This window comes from Natronorubrum sulfidifaciens JCM 14089 (genome assembly GCF_000337735.1).
In the GTDB taxonomy this organism is placed as follows: domain Archaea; phylum Halobacteriota; class Halobacteria; order Halobacteriales; family Natrialbaceae; genus Natronorubrum; species Natronorubrum sulfidifaciens.
In genome coordinates this window covers 42,851-59,080 of sequence record NZ_AOHX01000051.1, presented here as the reverse complement: position 1 = coordinate 59,080, position 16,230 = coordinate 42,851, and the positions used below count along the sequence as shown (strand labels likewise).

Sequence of the window (16,230 nt, the reverse complement as noted above, 5' to 3'; positions counted from 1 at the left end):
GCCTTTCTGTTCGTTTTTGGAGGAGATGACGGAATTGGTTTGTTTCTCGCTCTGGGAAGTGTAGTTCTTATCATCTACTCCTTCGTTCCGCCGTCAGGAGATGCATCCGATGGTCACTAAGCACGTGTAGTGAGCGTGCGTTTCACTCTAAAATATATCTGAAGAATGGGATTTCAACAGAGCCGAGCAGTTGTAAGATCGTTGGTCAGCGGGCGTCGAAAATCGTTAAATGAGATCTTGTGGCCGCTTCGCTCCATGTTCCTGTAATTCACCGTCAAATGAGACGAGAGTTGCATTGACAGAGTTGGCTGCGGCAAGAATGAGGGCATCCATTGGATAGAGAAGCGTTTTATCTTGAAGTTGATTTGCTTCGACCATATCTGATGCATCGGGGAAGGTAACGGTCGTTCGGGATTTGATACGCTGCTCAATCTGTTCAACCCGGTCTCGCTCGATGGTCTTCTTTTTTGTAAGAACAGTTCGTAGCTCCATGAGATTCAAGACAGATGTATAGGTATCATCAAAATTATTAAGAATGTGAACAGCTAGATCCGATCTGTCGGTGTCCTTGGTAACTGCAGCAACAATAATGTTCGTATCGAGAAAAAGCTTCATAGTCGCTCGCGGACGTTACGGACCTCTTCGACAGCATCAAGCTCGATGTCGGTAGCCAACTCCTGTAACGCATCTCCGAGTGGAATTTCTTTGTTATCCTCTGGATCATCAGCCATGAACTCGGCAAAGTCGTCAGTGGTGAGGCTCATAGTTCACGGTTACAGGGCTGTTCGCAAAAGCCTGCTGGTGATCTGAATCAAACTGTTGGTCCTTCCTGAGTGTTGTTGGTCAGCGGACGTCGAGGCTCGGAGCGAGCATATCGACTAGTGCTGACTTGCTAGTGTGGATATACCGGGTAAGACAGCACAAAAACAACTCTCGAGTTCGAGTGACCGCTTGGAAAATCTGCTTGACGGTATTTGAGCTACGAGTCTGCGAGCAGCTCACCAACATACTGTTGTTCCCATTCGCGTCGTGCTTCGGTCTCGCGTCGACCACGACGCGTTAGTGAGTAGTAGTTCGTTCGCCGATCGACCGTCCCTTTGTCGACGAGTCCTTTGTCGACGAGTGTGTCGAGGTTTGGATAGAGTCGCCCAGCGTGAATATCCTTCTCGTAGTAGTTCTCGAGTTCATCTTTGATCGCGAGTCCGTGTGGCTCGTCGTGGCCGGCGATTGCATAGAGCAAGTCGCGTTGAAAGCCAGTCAAGTCGTACATACTCTGGCCGATGGCAGCAGTGGGGTTAATTATATTGAACATAGACTTTCTCGATCGGAAATACAATTGGCGGAGCCCTGGCAGCAAACGACTACTGGCTGTGAGCAACCCGAATCGTGGTGTGATATGAGTGTGTCAAACAAGCGGTAACACGCCTATTTCAATGCGTAATGAGTGTTCAGTACAGATATCTTATTGTTCGCGTTTAACACTCTTGTGCGACCGAATTCCACCAATTAAGGCACCTACTCCAACGATAATAAGAACACCTCTGGTGACAGGACTCCAATCAGCAGGAAGCACCGCGATAGCGAGAGATACTGCTCCAAGACCTGTCATAACATATCCAAACTTCTTCGGACGTGCAGCAATGACAAGCAATCCAATACCACCGAGTACCGGATACAAGCTGACAATACCGACCTCGTAAGAAAGGTGTCCAATAATAGCAAGAGTAAATAGCAGTAACGCTAAAATCATCCACGGGTATTGCCATCTCTTTAACATTTTCACACTCAGGTTATTCTGACTCTATAATATGCCTTCTGAAACTATCGTACCCAGTACGCAGATCTACTTACCAGGCCATTCACTGTCTTAGTGGACTAAACCGATAGAGGAATTCTCTGCTGTCCGTCGAGAACAAGGTTTAGTCGGGACGGCGCGTAACTTCCCCGTATGCCATTCAGCGTCAGTTGGCACACGCTTCTCGAGCATCTGGATGAGCTGCCGGCGGACGCGACACTAATCACACCGTTGTCGCACTCTCGTATCCACATCACAGATGTCCAGGAACACCGCGTTATTGTCCAGTTTGACGAGTCCAACGAGAAGCGTCCGCTCCAACGTGAGCAGTTCGAGACACTCTACCATCAGATACAGACCGCCCACGATGGGTTCAATCTCGACCGGCTCCCGCCAGATGCCGACCCGTATCCAGCGGTGTTGAGTGTCCATCCTCGGTTCGAGATTGACGAAGACGCGGGTGTGATCGCCGAGACAGACGGGCCGACGACGACCCAACTGGCCGACACGGCACACGAACCTGACGACGACGACGACCGCACCGAACCAGAGGGACTCGATGTCTACTCGGATGGCCTGCTGCTGATCGATGCACTCGAGCGCCACAACGTAACCGACCTACCCGACTTGGAGACAGCCACCCTCGTAAATCTCTATACGCTGCTGTCGGATGTCCAGCGTGACGCCAACGACTTTCGCCAGGAAGTCGCCGATGTGCTTCTCTCCCGGCTTCATCACGACCGTCCTGTTGCCGGTCAGTATGGCTCGGTCCAGCGTACGAGTCGCCGAAATCGCTCGCTCAAAGACGACGAGGACGTCCTCTCGATGCTCGAGGCGGAAGGGATCGACCGGGAGCGCGTCATGAGCGTTGATCGCCAGAAAGTCGACGAAGCACTCGAGGTGACGACGCTCACCGAATCCGATGTCTACGAGATCAACGAAAGCGAGTACGTTCGTAAGGCAGAAGTCGACGACGACGTCAAAGAGTCACGCCTCCAAGGATTGAAGGATCGACTTGCTACCAGTGAGGAAACAGAAGCCGAGGAACTGCAACAGGAAATCGAAGCACTCGAAGACCGTATTGACGACCTCACAAGCTTCCGTGCGGGGACGGAGATACAATGACGACCATTGAATCCCTCTTGGAGTCCTGCAATTTGTCAGCGAGCGTGCCAGGTCAGTCATCGTCCTGTGTGCGGAGTTCGATGGCTCTCTCCTCGAGTTGGCGGAGAATCGGGACACGTTGTTGGTGCTGGTTTTCGTAGGCGACACAGGCACGCAACGTATCCATATCGTAGATCGTCTCGATACTGGCGTCGATGAGTCGCGGATTCGGTGGCTCGAGGCGCTGTGCTGGTGAGAGATCGCTCGAGTCGTGGGAATGCTCTGGAGTGTTACTCATTGGATGGTGCCTCTGCTCCTGTTGAGGCACAACAAACTGTGCCGGTGCTATCGAGATCCGTCGTGAGTGAGAAGATGTCACTCTCTGCGGCAAGTACAGATATGAGGTGAATCAAATGTAAAAATCATAATAGACCAACAAATTCGAGTGACTCAAAAGCTATCAAAACGATAAGTACATAATTCAGAACTGTTGATGAGAGCGCGTACAAAATCGTCTGAAAAATTGAATATGAGGTCATTCCGGCAGGAATCATGATGAAGGACCCGACAAACGGAACGAGATTCGTAACGAAGATCCCTATACCGCTATACCGTTGAAACAGGTTTTCAGCCCGTATTACCTGCTCATTTGAAACAGAGACAGCAGGAAGAGAGTCAACGGCGCTAATTCCATAATTGCTTGATATCCAGTAGATTAGTAACTGACCCGTAACATATCCAAATGAAGCAACGGTAATACCGATAACAACCTGTTCTGAGGACGCTTTGATAGCAAGAAGATAGCCTGGCAAAAAAAGNACATATCCAAATGAAGCAACGGTAATACCGATAACAACCTGTTCTGAGGACGCTTTGATAGCAAGAAGATAGCCTGGCAAAAAAAGAGATGTTGGGAATACTTTTCCAATTATAGCCCCTTTTAAGAGGAATAGGAGAAATAACGCTGGCTCATCGAAAATCAATAAAAGCGAAAAGGTTTCTTCAATTAACTGTTCAGTTGCGGACACGCGTTGTAAGTGATTGTATGAAATCAAACATATTGTCTTTTACTATCTATGCATCAATCGTTCAGTTCGTATGTGTAGTAGCTGTATATTTCACGCAGGTTTGGAATTAAAAAGCCTTTTGAAGGCTATGTCAGTCGAGAAAACAACTGCATTGATCACTGTCAGTAAATCATGTTATTAATATAATCCCACAATAGTATCTACACCCAATTGACAGTGGACGGTGAGAATGAAACTCCGACAACCAACCGACTTCTTGATTCTCGAGGCACTCGAGGAAACGGGCCGAAACGTTGCGACGAATCTTAAGGCGCATACGGGGAAGGGGCGAAAGAACATCAACACTCGGCTGCCGATGCTTACAGACTACGGTCTCGTACGCAAAATCGGACCCAAGGAACAGTCCGGACTCTACGAAATCACATCAAAGGGGGAAGCGGCACTCGCTCACAGAGACGAGTACGATGAGGTGGTCGATTTCGAACAGTTGATCGAAGACGATACGAGATCTACTGGTTGAGGTGTGTTTTCACCTCAAGACTGGTAGTAGAGGATTATTTTCTTTTGAGTGTTCACTAATCGAATTAGATGTTCCAGATGTAAACTCCGTTCTGTGTGAACACCTCTCTTTTTCATAGAAATGAGCGTCGATTCTCATACGTCCCTGTGTGAAAGATCACGAATGTGTTGAAATTGACATGCAAGACTTAGAGGATGAGTGCAGCAAATATGATGAAGAATATGTGAGCCGCAAAACTACTGCTGCTTCAACGACCCCCTCACTCCCTTTGGAAGGCACTATGAGCCAACAGACAGCTCAGATGATGTCGCTATTCCGGAAGCGGACGTAACCAATAACAACAGGGATGATGAGCCACAGGAAGAAGACAAGCGCGCTTACCCATTCCTGTAGCAACAACGGTGCTTCCATCGATATCTCCTGTGTCCACAGTGCATCCACGACGTTTGCCAAAGCCTCATGCGGCGGTAGCGTTGCGATGAACTCTACCCATGTCGGCGGTGTTTCGGGAACGGTCCTGTGGATCGTCCAGTAGATGAGGTCCCCGAGGACGTACAGTGCAAAGTAGACAGTCAGGAACATCCCAGCAAGCGCTGTGAGAACGCGACGAGAGGAGGTGAGCGCCGCGGAAACGGACACTCCAAGCACTGTATAGAGGATGCCGTTTCCGAGATTCGTCGTGAGAAACTGCGCGTACTCCGACGGTGCGAAACCCCCATACAGCAGGTACAGAAACGGAATCACCAGCAGATATCCGATCAGAATTGGCACAAACAGCGAAAGCGTGCGACCGACAATCTTCCCAAGCAGTAGCTCTTTCCGGTTGACTGGAAGACTGAGAAGCACGTGCAGACTCCCCGACTGGCGCTCACCGACGATTGCCGAATAGCTAAGCAGTATTGCAACGATCGGAACAAGGAAACTCATCGTCCCGAACGCCGCACCAACACCGTCCTCGAACGACGGATCACTGAAAATATATTGCATCAGACTCAGTGCGAAGGTCAGTATGACGAACCCACTCATAAGCAACACAAACGTCTGCGAGCGGATCGAGTCCGCAACATCCTTGCGAGCAATCGCTTGCCACGTCATGCTTCCACCTCCGTCTCCGTGTAGGCAGCAAACAGATCCTCAAGCGATTGGCCTCCCGTCGAGACCGACTGCACGCTTGGTTCAGCCGTTGTACAGAGCTCCGCAAGCACCTCGTTGGTGACACGGCGCTCTTCGAGTACCAGTTCAACGGTGTTGCCATCGACACCGCTACTCACAACACCGTCCCACGTGTCGACGTGACTGCACGCGCCGTTGAGGGGCGTCTCAAACGTGACCTGAAGCGTGTTCGGCTCGGAAAGCTGTGTTCGAAGCTCCGAGATGGCGTCTTCTGCAACGAGCGAGCCGTTTTCGAGGATACCAACCCGGTCGCAGGCCTGTTCGACCTGCCCGAGGATATGACTTGAGAAGAAGACCGTCGTTCCCTGCTCGTTTTCGGCCTCAATGAGCTGTCGCATCTGTCGTGCTCCGTTCGGGTCCAGTCCACGAGTCGGCTCGTCCAGCATGAGCAGTTCGGGGTCGCCAACAAGCGCTATCGCAAGTTTGAGTCGTTGACACATACCGGTCGAAAACCCGCCAGCCTGCTGGTCAATCGCCGACGCCAGTCCAACCCGCTCACAGAGATGTTCAGGATTGACATCAACCTGCTTGATTCGAGCCACGAACTCAAGATGTTCGCGTGCGGTGAGGTTGTCGTAGAGCCCACCGTGGCCGGGCAGGACGCCAATTCGCTCACGAGGAGTCGACGCTGCTGGATCGACCTCATCGCCGAACAGCCAGATCTGTCCGGACGTTGGTCGGACAAGCGACAAGATCATGTGGATCGTCGTGGTTTTTCCAGCGCCGTTTGGGCCGAGAAACCCGTAAATCTCGCCCTGTCGTACTGTGAGATCAAGTTCCTGTACGGCGTCAATCCCACCGAACTGCTTTGTCAGATCTGCTGTTTGCAGTACTGGTTCACTTTCAGTCATCGCTACAGGACATACTACTGGTGAGCAAAAAGTCGCTGTCTACGGTTAAAATTGATTTTCACCGTTCTGAGGCGCTCACACATGTAGTGACGACAGTTTACTGATCGAGCACTGATCGGAGATAGATCTGTGTTCCCACGGCAAACCAGACTACATATCCGACGCTGTAGAACAAAAGTTGCACAAGCCCAGTCAGCGGTGGCCAAAGTAGCCAGTCCCCGCCGGCCGCTACAATTGCCCGTCCCCCGAGTTCGGGAAGGTACACTGTGAGTGCAAAGCCAACGATGACAACGAGCACGCGGACCCAGTACAGGCTCGTCACCGACCAGCTCAGTTTGAGCGCCGCCACTGGCCCGTAGTTCCCCGCAATGCAGATTTCGGGTGCAAGCCAGAACTTGAACACAACAAGTGCCGAGAGCGAGCCGAAAATGAGTGTTGCAGAGGCACCATCATAGATCTGCTCGGTCACGAATGGAACCGTCACAACGACTCCCCAACTCAAGATCGAACCGATCAGAATAGCGCCCCCGGCAGCACCGAGTACTGCAAGAAGTATTACAACGACCGTCGGAATGTGTCGTTGGCTTGCAACAAAGAGCTCCCAAGCAGACCGGGTCGAGTTCTGGAGGTTCGCGGTGGTGAGCGAAACAGCGTAGGTCCGCAGGACGGTCGCACTGAGTACAATAAAAACGGCGACACCGGTTTCAACAGGCCAGGTCTGTGGCAGTGATTCCGCCACTGGCCAGAGTACAAGGCTCAGGCCCACAACCAACAGCACGACCCAGAGTACTGAGGGAGAGCGCTGGAACAGGTTCACTGCCCAGAGAACATCCCCCGCGACTGAGCGTCGTCTGAGTGCACTATCGACAGTGCGACATCTGAGACACGTACAACCGTCGGTGTCGTCGGCGCGGCGAACCGGCTCCACTGTAAGAGTAGTACGCCATAACGGTCAAAATCAGTTTTCATCGAAATGAATCTCGGTACTTCCCGACCGGTGTAAGAGCCGAAGCTAAAGCGTTGCTCTGATTGGGAGAATGTCCGGTTGAGAGAATGTGTTCACCATACCTCAACCAGACGGTGTTCTTTCGGATTCGGACGTCAAAGACTTAGCGAAAGACGTCATCTGTCAGCTCCCGCTGCCGGGAATCGAGGGCTCGCCCCTCGATCCCGGCGAGATCTGGGCTGTCGTCATTCTTGCAGCGGTCAACCAGACGTCCATCTGGGAGACGTGCAAGGACAACGACAACGCCCCCTGTGATGACACTGTCATGGACTGGCTCCATACGCTCAACCGGGAGTGGCTTGAGCGGGTTGGTAACCGCCTTCTCATGCAGTTAGCGATGACGATCCTCGACCCTGACCGGTCGAGGATCGTCTCCATCGACTTCGTCGATAACCCCTATCACGGAGCGTACGCCGATGAAGAAGGTGAACTCTGTCGCATGCACGCGAAAGACGGAACAACGACATGTCACCGGTACTGTACCACGTATCTCGTCTCGAACGGGAAGCCGGTGACGTTGGCCATGACGTACGTCCGGAGCGATGAGAAGGAAGCCGACGCGGTCGAGCGCGTTCTCGACCGCGTCGAAGCCTATCCCTTCGAGATAGACCTTCTCTTGGCTGATCGTGGCTTCTACAACGAACGTATTCTGCGCCGTTCGCGGGAGATTGCTGCGACTGTCGTACCCGTCCAAAAGAAGGGCAAGCGCATGAGGAAGAAGCTGGATACGCACTGCTCGTACATGACGACCTATCGGATGTACAAAGGCCGCGAGCGGGAACTGGAATTCCCGCTCGCGGTCGCTGTCTCCTATCACGCCGGAGACCGCGGGAAAAGCGGCGAAGTCGTTCGAGGCTATGTGGCGTGCGATCTGGCCGATCGCACGCCGAAACAAGTCGAACGACTCTACCGGAAACGGTCAGCAATCGAGACAAGCTACCGTGTATTCCGCCAAGCACGCGTGGTAACGACGACACAAGGCCCAATCATCCGCTTTGCGTTCGTCTTGGTTGGATTCCTGTTGGAGAACCTCTGGCTTGTGCTTCGATGGGCGGTCGTCGCCCGCCCACGGCGGGGCGGGCGCGACCTGCCCGAGGAATTCACGTTCAAGACCTTCTCTGACTGGATCAGACACGCGTTAGAGGAAGAGTTAGAGCGAACATGGGAGATTGAGATGAACGGCGTCGGTGTGCCAGAAGCGTACGCATCGGCCGCGGGCTGACGCCAGCCCGCGGCCTTGGGCAAGGTCTGGTGAGCAACAGCATTCGCCTAGAACAGCGGATCTCAGCCTTCTTACCGCGGGTTCCTTCACCTGTGAACTCTATTTCGTCCTTCACTCAGCTACCACACCAGCGTTTGCTCCAGTTTCCCATGACTCAGCACAGCTCACGAAGCGACCTTCGGGAAGTACCGAATCTATATCAGGATTCGATTCGAATGGCACCAGTATAATGGGGACGCTCCTTCCAACCTCATCGGACGCTTCGATCAAGCGGAGCGACGACCCAGACCTGCTGTGTATCGATGACGAGCACACCGCAGACGTGTTCAAAACGCTCTCATCGGAAACGAGTCAAGAGATTTTCACTGCACTCAACGAAGAGCCAATGGCAGCACAGGACATTGCTGACGAACTTGACCTCTCACTCCAGCAGGTCTCGTATCATCTCGACAACTTACAGGAGACTGGTCTGATAACGGTGCTTGATACGTGTTATTCTGAGAAGGGTATGGAGATGGACGTGTACGGCCCACCGGAAACTCCGCTGCTGCTGTATCTGGGACCGTCTGATGATAAGCCAGGAATGCTCGAATCATTCAAGCAGTTCGCACATGCGCTCGGCCCCATCGCTGTGCCCGTTGCAATCGGCCAAGTGTTCGCACGACTGACTTCAGACAGTGAGTGAAAGATAGCTGTACGACAGTCGGACAGTCAAACACATGTCTGATGAACATCAATGCAGACGGTCAAAGACACGACGCGAGGTGCTCACTGGCGTTGGCGGGGTTACAGCCGGCATCACGCTGTCTGGCACCGTAGCAGGCATTGCCCGCCCCCGATCAGCCGACGATGCAGGTCAACAGCAGCGCGACAGCGCCGCAGCGGAGGGCGACGACCACCAACGCGAGATAGCGTCGATCGTCGAGGACCTTCTCGAAGACGCGGACGTTCCGGGCGCGGCGGTCGCAGTCGTTGTCGATGATGAGGTTGTCCTCTCGGAAGGGTACGGTCTCGCCGATTCGGAGACTGGCCTTCCTGCCGAACCGACGACGCCATTTCGGATCGCCTCCGTCTCAAAGCCCGTCGTCTGTACTGCAATCGCGGAACTGATCGCACGCGGCAATCTCGACCCAGAAACGCCAGTTCAGGAGTACATTGACAACGGGCTCGTCAACTGGGATGAGCCAGTCACGCTTGCCAACCTTGCGGCCCATACTGGGGGATTCGAAGCAACGAACCACAATATGTGGTTCCCATCGCCCGAAGACGTGGGGCCACTCCCCGAGCATCTCGATCCGATGCCTGCACAGGTACGGTCGCCAGGAACACTGGGTTCCTACTCGAACCACGGGATTGCACTGGCCGGACAGTCACTCGCCGAAGCGGCTGGCGATCCCTTTGCCGAAGCGATGGCAGCTGTACTGTTCGAACCTGCAGGGATGGAGACATCGAGCTTCGCACAGCCACTTCCCAGCGCGATAGACGAAGTCCACGCAACTGGAGAAGGCGGAATTGGAGCGGCCGGAAGGTTCGGTGGATTGGGCATCAGCCCAGCAGGCGCGATGTCGGCCAGTGCCACTGATATGGCCCGGTTCATGCTGCTCCATCTGAACGAAGGGCGCCTCGATGGCGAGCAGGTGCTCGATCCTGCTGCGATCGACCACTCTCATCAGCAGTGGTTCACCCACCACGAGGCGATTTCGGGGATGGCGTTTGGGTTCGCTGAAAGCAGACACGGCGACACACGGGTGCTCCGTCACGACGGCGCCAGTCCAGCCAGTGGGTTCACCAGTGAACTCCGCCTCGCTCCGGAGCATGATATCGGCGTGTTCACCGCGTACAACGACAACGGTCTGGAACTCGACCTCGCCGATACGGTCGTCGAAGCGCTGCTTCCCGACCCCTCACACGAGTCTCCCAATCCAAGCGACCCACATCGTGCGGAGGAGCTCCCTGGAAGCTATCGGTCGATTCGACACGGGACACAAGCACACGATAGCCTCTTTACAACGACGTTAAACGCCCCCTCAATCGACGTTGCCCTCGCAGACGATGGGGCACTTCTCGTTGACGATGGCGGCGGCGCAACCCGATGGGTCGAAATCGAACCGCTTGTGTTCGAGCGCGAGGACGGCAGCGACCGGCTTGCATTCGGAGAAGACGACGATGGTGAGCTCTCTCAGCTGTTCCTGGGCGGCACCCCCAGTGCATTCGTGGAGACAAGTTGGTATCAGTCGACAACGCTGCACGGCGGTGCGCTCATCGGAAGCCTGTTCGGCCTGGGCTGGGCATACAACGAATACAAACCGGACCGCAACCGGGAAGAGTCCCGTCGTGAGTGGCTTGCGTCAACGCGCTCTGATCCGGATCGGCTGTCGTCGCTTATGGCACACCTCGGAAGCGGCACCTTCCTTGCGTTTTTACTATTGTTGCTCGGCTACATGACTGTCGGACAGACGCAGTATCTCGTCGGCTACCTCACCGACCCATCTTCTGCGTTTCTGCTGGCGTATGCGCTGCCAGTCATCGGCGTCGCAACAACGGTTGGTACGGTTGCGCTTGCACTGTACACCCTGCTCACCCGGTGCTGGAGCCCGCGACGCCAGTTGCTGTACACCCTGACAGCACTCGTACTGCTTGGAACGGCCACCTTCCTGTGGTACTGGAACCTCCTGCTACTATGAACTCTCCTGCTACGATGAATCAAAACCCAAACCAACAATGACAGTCACCGAAACCCACCCGCTTTCGACGGACGGTACTCGACTCGACAGCATCCAGAACTTCACCAGCGAATACTGGTGGCTCGGCTTTCTGGGCTTTTGGGAATGGGTCCACCCTGTCTTTGGCCTATTTTACCTTTGTTTTCTGTTCATCCCTGTTGCAATCGCGCTTGAATGGCTGACAGACGAGGGAGATCCGACTGAGTGGATTGAAGACCGAGAGCCGACTGGCGTTCGTGGCCATCTGGGAGCTGGCTGGGCGACCATCCATCCGGTTCCACTCGTGCAATCGATTATCCACCGATGCAACATGGCTGTGGTTCGTGGGCGCAAGCTCACCCCCGACCCTGACGAGTTCGATCAAGAGCAACCGCTTTGGCTACCCTTTGACGACGAGTGGACCATCCTTTCGGGGAGCCCGGACAAGACGTTCGCCCACGATACCGGCGTTCCACAGCATCGGTACGCCTACGACTTTGTCATCACTGATGACAAGGGATCGACCTACGACAAGGCCGCCTCAGGCACCGATCCTGCCACACACTACTGTTATGGGGAACCCGTGCTCGCGCCGGCTGACGGGACCGTTGTCAACGCTACAGATAGTCGGAACGACAGCAGTCGTGCAAACGGTGCACCAGCCCCAACCTACCGTTCAATCTACGGCAACTACGTTGTGATCGACCACGGCGATATGGTCACCGTGCTTGCACATCTCCAGCAGGGAAGCCTCACAGTCCAAGTGGGAGACACTATTGAGCAGGGTGAACAGATCGCTTCCTGCGGGTACTCGGGCAACGCCAGCGAGCCACAGTTGCACATGCACGTTCAGGACCGTTCTCGACTCTCTATCGGTATCGGACTCCCCGCCAGGTTCGATGCCACCGACACACGGCATCCGGACGGAGACTTTATGAACGACAAGCAAGCAATAGTCCACTGCGGCCAGGGAGTGAAAACAAGAAAGCCGACAGACCAGTCATGACAGGTGTTCAGACAGGGCTGCCACCGCGCTCGCGGATGAGATCACGAAGCTCATCGGCGTCGCACAGGCGTTCTGCTTTCTCGCGTTCGATGAGTACAGTGCCCTCAATCGAGCCCCGCCGTGTGGAGTCAACGAAATAACGAAGATTTCTCAGGTTGGCGGAAAGCAGAATATTCAATCAGACTAATCACTTGTGCAAGACTCGCGCTTTGTATTCATCAGTTCCGATCTCTCAACTACTCGAGAGAAATGATATAAAATATGAGTTGCGTTGCTACTCCCTATCTGCTCTGCTAGTGTTCTGCGCCGTAGACGATCTGCGAGGGCGCTTCGTAGCCACAGTCAGGACAGTCGAACCATCGTTGGAGCTTCGCACCAGCGGCAGATTTCTGGCCGACGATGACATCGTCGTTTGGACACTCTGAACACGAGAGTTCGGGGGCTGGTCGGTCTCGAAGTGCATCCCGAACGCTGGTCGCGTCTTTGGTCTCGAAGCCTCGAGACCAGATGGGATAGCCGTCGACGAGGATCGCTGCCCGCCACTTGTAGGCGTAAGAGTCCGGTGCACGATGCAGAACGGCTCGAGCTCCAGTCTCTGTGTTTCGATATGCTAGCGTGGGTGTTCGACTCTCTCGTGTCCAGTTGGTGATTCGGGGCATGGTCACTCAAAAATGGACGTCTGCCGGCACGATCCAGCACGTCTTGTTCTCAACCTTTTCCTCGAGGAGTCGATCGAGGTGTCCACGGTGACGAATGCCAGTCGCATGTTGATCGTACAAGCAGATCGACGGGCCACGAGAAGCACCGACCCGCTTGAAGGCATGACGGGCAAGGCCCGCATCACGCATGATTTCGTCGTCGCTGTGCTCCTCGAGTGCTTGCTTCACCCGAGTCAGATTGCGCTGGAACTCTTTCTTGGTGGTCTCCCAGGCCCGCTCGAGGAGTTCTTCGCCTTCCTCTGATGTGATGGGCGCAGCCGTCGGCAGGTCACCCCACCGTGCTTTTCCAGCCACTGTCGTGTCCTCGTCGTCGAAGGTGACGTAGTAGTCGAATACGGCACAGGACTGTGGCTCCGCGCCAACCAGTCGATCGAACACTGTCTTCCCTGTTGACAGTGCCTCTTCTGCTGTCGATGCCTCCACCAACGAATAAATGATCATATGCATCTTGAGTACCTCGCTGCGCCGACGCTCTGGTCAGTGTTCGCTTGGTCTTACCCAGTGCGCCGGCACCCATGACCGGCGCACAAAATCAAGATGAACTTTCAAGCAGCGAAATTCCTTTTTCAACCACCGAATCTGTAATAAATAGGCTTGTTTCTGTTTGCAGTGCCCGCATTAGCTCGGCTGCCTTTGATCTCGTAAGTTGGTCACGATGATACGCGAGAACGATAACACCGATTGAACCGTGCACTTCAATACTGAGATCGTTAGCAGTATCTCGAGCTTCGAGATCATCAGTCAACAGAACAGCTGAGCGGTCGGATGCGACCGCGAGGGCGGCGGTTTCACCAGGATCGAGGTTCAGATCCACTGTGAGTTCAGTTGGATCAGCCTCAACGAGTTCGTACTCGAGATTGCTGAGTGCAGGAGGAACTGTACCTGCCTCGAGTTCCTCGTACACGGTCTGAGGGATGAGCAATCCATCGACTGCTGACAGCACGTCAATTGCACCGATTTCGTCGAGATGAATGAGTGGGCCTGTATCAGCGACCGCGACGATCACGCACTCAGACCCCACTGAACATCGTCTTCAACTAGCTTGAGTTCGCGTTCTGCACGCTTGACGCGATCTCGCCCAACGAGGTCAATTGCCGTTTCCCGGTCGATTTCATCGTTGACATACCGCGAGAGAACCAGATCGATCCAGAGATCTTCGACACCGCGTTCCAGAGCCTGTTCAAGGATCTCCGACTCGGCGACATCTCGTGCTTCTGCGATCTCTTGGACACGTTCGGTGAGATCGGTGGCCATGTATACACAATCGGTTCGGGATTACTTAAGCGTCTATGGAGAAGCCTGCGATGACGGAGAGCGGGTGAACTATTCACTCTTTGGTCGAGTGAGAAGACTCACTTCCTCCAAGAGCGCCGTTGCTGTCTCGATTCGTTCTCTGTCTGCGTCACTCAGCTGATCGACTTCGAGATCATTGAGTTGGGTGAGTGCATGATACAGTCTGGATCTGGTGTGTTGCGTGGATCCATTCGATGCGCCCCAGCCGATTGCGGCGCAGACGAACAGAACACGATCGCACGGACGACCGCTTCGATTAACCAACATCCACGCGGCTCCATTGCCGTCTGTTGGTTAAGACATGACGCGTGGCAATTTACTCTGGGTTCGGCCCGTAGCGTGGCGCCCCGCAGACCTGGCACTCCCAGATTGCGTGGCCGGTCCAGGTTTCGTCGGGAACCGATTCATGATCGCCGAATCGATGATCGGTTGTACGTCCGCACTGGAGACACTCGAGGCGTTCTTTGGTTGGAATGGTACTGTCTTGGTTCTCAGGTTCACGTTCTTGAGGTGCCTGCTGGAGAGCAATTGCAGGAACTAGCCACGCATCATCGCCGGCGTTGGCGAGCAGCGTCGCAAGTCGTTGCTCGTCGCGAATACCAGTCCCACCTTCGTCGTAGAGATACGTTGTTGGTTCGTAGTTGCCATCCACCGCTGATTGGTCAGTCCACCCTGTTCGATCATGGGCCGCTGCGAAAAGCTGCTCACCATCAGCGGACGAGATCCGTACTGCAGCGGGTAGTACAGGCCACTGATCGGTCAATTGGGCTGCAGGTTCGTCCTCGAGATCATAGATGATCGTGCAGTCGTTGACGGTTGATTCCGCCACACTCGAGGCAAGGAGCGTCGCAGCGGCCCCGCCTTTCGCGACAGCGCCGTAGAACGTCGACGACTCGACCAGCATGTGGACGACGCCGAGGAGTGTCCACTCTGGTGCTGGTGCGTCTGTCTCAGAAGAGGAGTTCTCGAGATGGTTGGTGAGACAGAACAGGCATCTCGTCTGGTCAGCTGGGATCGGTGCGCCACAGGATCGACACTCGGTATCCGTTTCCGCTGGAGTGTCTGGATATCCAGTCGTCGCCGTCGCAACCCGCTGTCGATCAGGATCACCCTCACACTCGCTGAGTGTCTCATCTGGAACATCCGACGCTTCGCCGGTCGGACGAAGTTCCTCAAAATCAGAATATCGATCAGTCATTGATTGGATAGTGGATTGTGTTATCTTGCGTCTCGATGCAGGTTCCAGTTCGATAGAGAAGAGCTAGCAATAGAATTACTTAGAAGCTACTGGTCGCGGAGTCCTGCTTCTCGAGCGTCACGGTTGGTGGAACAATGGATACACGCTGAGAGCTTCCCATCAACAGCGAAAACCCGGTAATAGCTCTCAGTGACATGAGAGCCACAGCCATCACATTCTGGCATTGTCCAAACTCTTGTTATCCCTTCGGTAAATGTCTTGCTCCAATACTTGTATGATTTTGGCTAATAGCATGCGATCTACGCGTAATTGACTCGTCTCCGCATCTGGTTGTGTTGCGTTTCCACGAGATACCCACAGTCTTCACACATGGTTTCGACTACGTTAGTGGTAACCCGTCCGTTGCACTTCGGACACGAACTGGCACTCGAGTCAGGCTGGACGTCTTCGTCGAACGCCGTCTCATAAATTTCTCTGAGAGTCATGGTGTTCACGAGAGGCAATGAGCAGCTCCGACTGCCCCTCACCCACTCGTGGGGCACAGAAACTCATCTCGAAGTAGACAGTAACACGGTTCCTTTGTTCGGGGCTCTCTGTGAAACTCGCGACAAAT

At 54.2% G+C, this 16,230-nt stretch carries 19 protein-coding genes and 1 pseudogene; 6 read left to right on the top strand and 14 right to left on the bottom strand.

From position 1 onward, the window contains the following. Positions 1–225: 225 nt before the first annotated feature. The 3 genes from C495_RS16350 to C495_RS16345 all read right to left on the bottom strand — a co-directional run bounded on the left by C495_RS16350 (position 226) and on the right by C495_RS16345 (position 1,270). Positions 226–615, bottom strand: coding sequence for a type II toxin-antitoxin system VapC family toxin (locus C495_RS16350; protein ID WP_008164916.1), 390 nt, complete (start codon positions 613–615; stop codon positions 226–228). Beyond that, positions 612–764, bottom strand: coding sequence for a hypothetical protein (locus C495_RS18170; RefSeq protein WP_008164914.1), 153 nt, complete (start codon positions 762–764; stop codon positions 612–614). The genes C495_RS16350 and C495_RS18170 overlap by 4 nt, the downstream gene beginning before the upstream one ends. A 215-nt stretch (positions 765–979) precedes the next feature. Continuing rightward, positions 980–1,270, bottom strand: coding sequence for a PadR family transcriptional regulator (locus C495_RS16345; RefSeq protein WP_008164913.1), 291 nt, complete (start codon positions 1,268–1,270; stop codon positions 980–982). A 678-nt stretch (positions 1,271–1,948) separates the two neighbouring features. Between C495_RS16345 and C495_RS16340 the strand changes: the two genes are divergently transcribed. Then, positions 1,949–2,920 (top strand): hypothetical protein, encoded by a 972-nt coding sequence (locus C495_RS16340; RefSeq protein ID WP_008164911.1) that lies wholly within the window; start codon positions 1,949–1,951, stop codon positions 2,918–2,920. A 52-nt stretch (positions 2,921–2,972) separates the two neighbouring features. On the opposite strand, the gene C495_RS16335 is transcribed toward C495_RS16340, so the two are convergent. Further along, entirely contained in the window at positions 2,973–3,197 is a 225-nt protein-coding gene (locus C495_RS16335) for a hypothetical protein (RefSeq protein WP_008164909.1), read from the bottom strand. Between the two features lie 959 nt (positions 3,198–4,156). On the opposite strand from C495_RS16335, the gene C495_RS16330 reads away from it, so the two are divergent. Continuing rightward, a complete protein-coding gene (locus C495_RS16330) occupies positions 4,157–4,447 on the top strand; it encodes a hypothetical protein (protein WP_008164908.1) in 291 nt (96 codons plus the stop codon). Between the two features lie 297 nt (positions 4,448–4,744). Here C495_RS16330 and C495_RS16325 read toward each other — a convergent pair whose 3' ends face one another. From C495_RS16325 to C495_RS16315, 3 genes are all read right to left on the bottom strand, one after another. Further along, positions 4,745–5,542, bottom strand: a complete 798-nt coding sequence (locus C495_RS16325; protein WP_008164906.1) for an ABC transporter permease subunit — start codon at positions 5,540–5,542, stop codon at positions 4,745–4,747. Then, positions 5,539–6,471, bottom strand: coding sequence for an ABC transporter ATP-binding protein (locus C495_RS16320; protein ID WP_008164904.1), 933 nt, complete (start codon positions 6,469–6,471; stop codon positions 5,539–5,541). Before C495_RS16320 ends, C495_RS16325 begins: the two co-directional genes overlap by 4 nt. A gap of 97 nt (positions 6,472–6,568) precedes the next feature. Further along, a complete protein-coding gene (locus C495_RS16315; RefSeq protein WP_008164902.1) occupies positions 6,569–7,288 on the bottom strand; it encodes a hypothetical protein in 720 nt (239 codons plus the stop codon). A 238-nt stretch (positions 7,289–7,526) separates the two neighbouring features. Here C495_RS16315 and C495_RS16310 point away from each other — a divergent pair, with 238 nt between their 5' ends. From C495_RS16310 to C495_RS16295, 4 genes are all read left to right on the top strand, one after another. Further along, positions 7,527–8,699: an ISH3 family transposase gene (locus tag C495_RS16310; RefSeq protein WP_008164900.1), complete on the top strand. Its 1,173-nt coding sequence runs from the start codon at positions 7,527–7,529 to the stop codon at positions 8,697–8,699. 229 nt (positions 8,700–8,928) lie between these two features. Continuing rightward, the gene (locus tag C495_RS16305) at positions 8,929–9,384 is read left to right on the top strand and encodes an ArsR/SmtB family transcription factor (RefSeq protein WP_008164899.1); all 456 of its coding nucleotides are present in this window, start codon (positions 8,929–8,931) and stop codon (positions 9,382–9,384) included. Positions 9,385–9,418: 34 nt separating this feature from the next. Then, the gene (locus tag C495_RS16300) at positions 9,419–11,383 is read left to right on the top strand and encodes a serine hydrolase domain-containing protein (protein ID WP_083902504.1); all 1,965 of its coding nucleotides are present in this window, start codon (positions 9,419–9,421) and stop codon (positions 11,381–11,383) included. Between the two features lie 37 nt (positions 11,384–11,420). After that, positions 11,421–12,407, top strand: coding sequence for a M23 family metallopeptidase (locus C495_RS16295; RefSeq protein WP_008164895.1), 987 nt, complete (start codon positions 11,421–11,423; stop codon positions 12,405–12,407). Positions 12,408–12,414: 7 nt separating this feature from the next. On the opposite strand, the pseudogene C495_RS18640 reads toward C495_RS16295, so the two are convergent. From C495_RS18640 to C495_RS18700, 7 genes and pseudogenes are all read right to left on the bottom strand, one after another. After that, positions 12,415–12,546 (bottom strand): annotated as a pseudogene (locus tag C495_RS18640) (transcriptional regulator); the annotation flags it as partial. A gap of 154 nt (positions 12,547–12,700) precedes the next feature. Next, a complete protein-coding gene (locus C495_RS16290) occupies positions 12,701–13,066 on the bottom strand; it encodes a DUF7568 family protein (protein WP_008164893.1) in 366 nt (121 codons plus the stop codon). A 6-nt stretch (positions 13,067–13,072) separates the two neighbouring features. Continuing rightward, positions 13,073–13,573 carry a hypothetical protein gene (locus C495_RS16285; protein ID WP_008164892.1) on the bottom strand — a complete coding sequence of 167 codons (501 nt, stop codon included), beginning with the start codon at positions 13,571–13,573 and terminating at the stop codon, positions 13,073–13,075. Between the two features lie 85 nt (positions 13,574–13,658). After that, positions 13,659–14,132 (bottom strand): hypothetical protein, encoded by a 474-nt coding sequence (locus C495_RS16280; RefSeq protein ID WP_008164890.1) that lies wholly within the window; start codon positions 14,130–14,132, stop codon positions 13,659–13,661. Next, on the bottom strand, positions 14,129–14,380 hold the full coding sequence (locus C495_RS16275) for a hypothetical protein (RefSeq protein ID WP_008164888.1): 252 nt from the start codon (positions 14,378–14,380) through the stop codon (positions 14,129–14,131). The genes C495_RS16280 and C495_RS16275 overlap by 4 nt, the downstream gene beginning before the upstream one ends. Positions 14,381–14,735: 355 nt before the next feature. Next, on the bottom strand, positions 14,736–15,617 hold the full coding sequence (locus C495_RS16270) for a biosurfactant protein 1 (RefSeq protein WP_008164885.1): 882 nt from the start codon (positions 15,615–15,617) through the stop codon (positions 14,736–14,738). Between the two features lie 86 nt (positions 15,618–15,703). After that, on the bottom strand, positions 15,704–15,841 hold the full coding sequence (locus C495_RS18700; RefSeq protein ID WP_449406476.1) for a DUF7563 family protein: 138 nt from the start codon (positions 15,839–15,841) through the stop codon (positions 15,704–15,706). Positions 15,842–16,230: the final 389 nt, after the last annotated feature.

Excerpts from the sequence above, each read along its gene's own strand:
- C495_RS16270 (WP_008164885.1), bottom strand. The coding sequence starts at position 15,617 with ATGACTGATCGATATTCTGATTTTGAGGAACTTCGTCCGACCGGCGAA.
- C495_RS16305 (WP_008164899.1), top strand. The coding sequence starts at position 8,929 with ATGGGGACGCTCCTTCCAACCTCATCGGACGCTTCGATCAAGCGGAGC.
- C495_RS16335 (WP_008164909.1), bottom strand. The coding sequence starts at position 3,197 with ATGAGTAACACTCCAGAGCATTCCCACGACTCGAGCGATCTCTCACCA.
- C495_RS18700 (WP_449406476.1), bottom strand. The coding sequence starts at position 15,841 with ATGCCAGAATGTGATGGCTGTGGCTCTCATGTCACTGAGAGCTATTAC.
- C495_RS16325 (WP_008164906.1), bottom strand. The coding sequence starts at position 5,542 with ATGACGTGGCAAGCGATTGCTCGCAAGGATGTTGCGGACTCGATCCGC.
- C495_RS16290 (WP_008164893.1), bottom strand. The coding sequence starts at position 13,066 with ATGCCCCGAATCACCAACTGGACACGAGAGAGTCGAACACCCACGCTA.
- C495_RS16350 (WP_008164916.1), bottom strand. The coding sequence starts at position 615 with ATGAAGCTTTTTCTCGATACGAACATTATTGTTGCTGCAGTTACCAAG.
- C495_RS16345 (WP_008164913.1), bottom strand. The coding sequence starts at position 1,270 with ATGTACGACTTGACTGGCTTTCAACGCGACTTGCTCTATGCAATCGCC.
- C495_RS18170 (WP_008164914.1), bottom strand. The coding sequence starts at position 764 with ATGAGCCTCACCACTGACGACTTTGCCGAGTTCATGGCTGATGATCCA.
- C495_RS16320 (WP_008164904.1), bottom strand. The coding sequence starts at position 6,471 with ATGACTGAAAGTGAACCAGTACTGCAAACAGCAGATCTGACAAAGCAG.
- C495_RS16275 (WP_008164888.1), bottom strand. The coding sequence starts at position 14,380 with ATGGCCACCGATCTCACCGAACGTGTCCAAGAGATCGCAGAAGCACGA.
- C495_RS16340 (WP_008164911.1), top strand. The coding sequence starts at position 1,949 with ATGCCATTCAGCGTCAGTTGGCACACGCTTCTCGAGCATCTGGATGAG.
- C495_RS16295 (WP_008164895.1), top strand. The coding sequence starts at position 11,421 with ATGACAGTCACCGAAACCCACCCGCTTTCGACGGACGGTACTCGACTC.
- C495_RS16330 (WP_008164908.1), top strand. The coding sequence starts at position 4,157 with ATGAAACTCCGACAACCAACCGACTTCTTGATTCTCGAGGCACTCGAG.
- C495_RS16285 (WP_008164892.1), bottom strand. The coding sequence starts at position 13,573 with ATGCATATGATCATTTATTCGTTGGTGGAGGCATCGACAGCAGAAGAG.
- C495_RS16300 (WP_083902504.1), top strand. The coding sequence starts at position 9,419 with ATGTCTGATGAACATCAATGCAGACGGTCAAAGACACGACGCGAGGTG.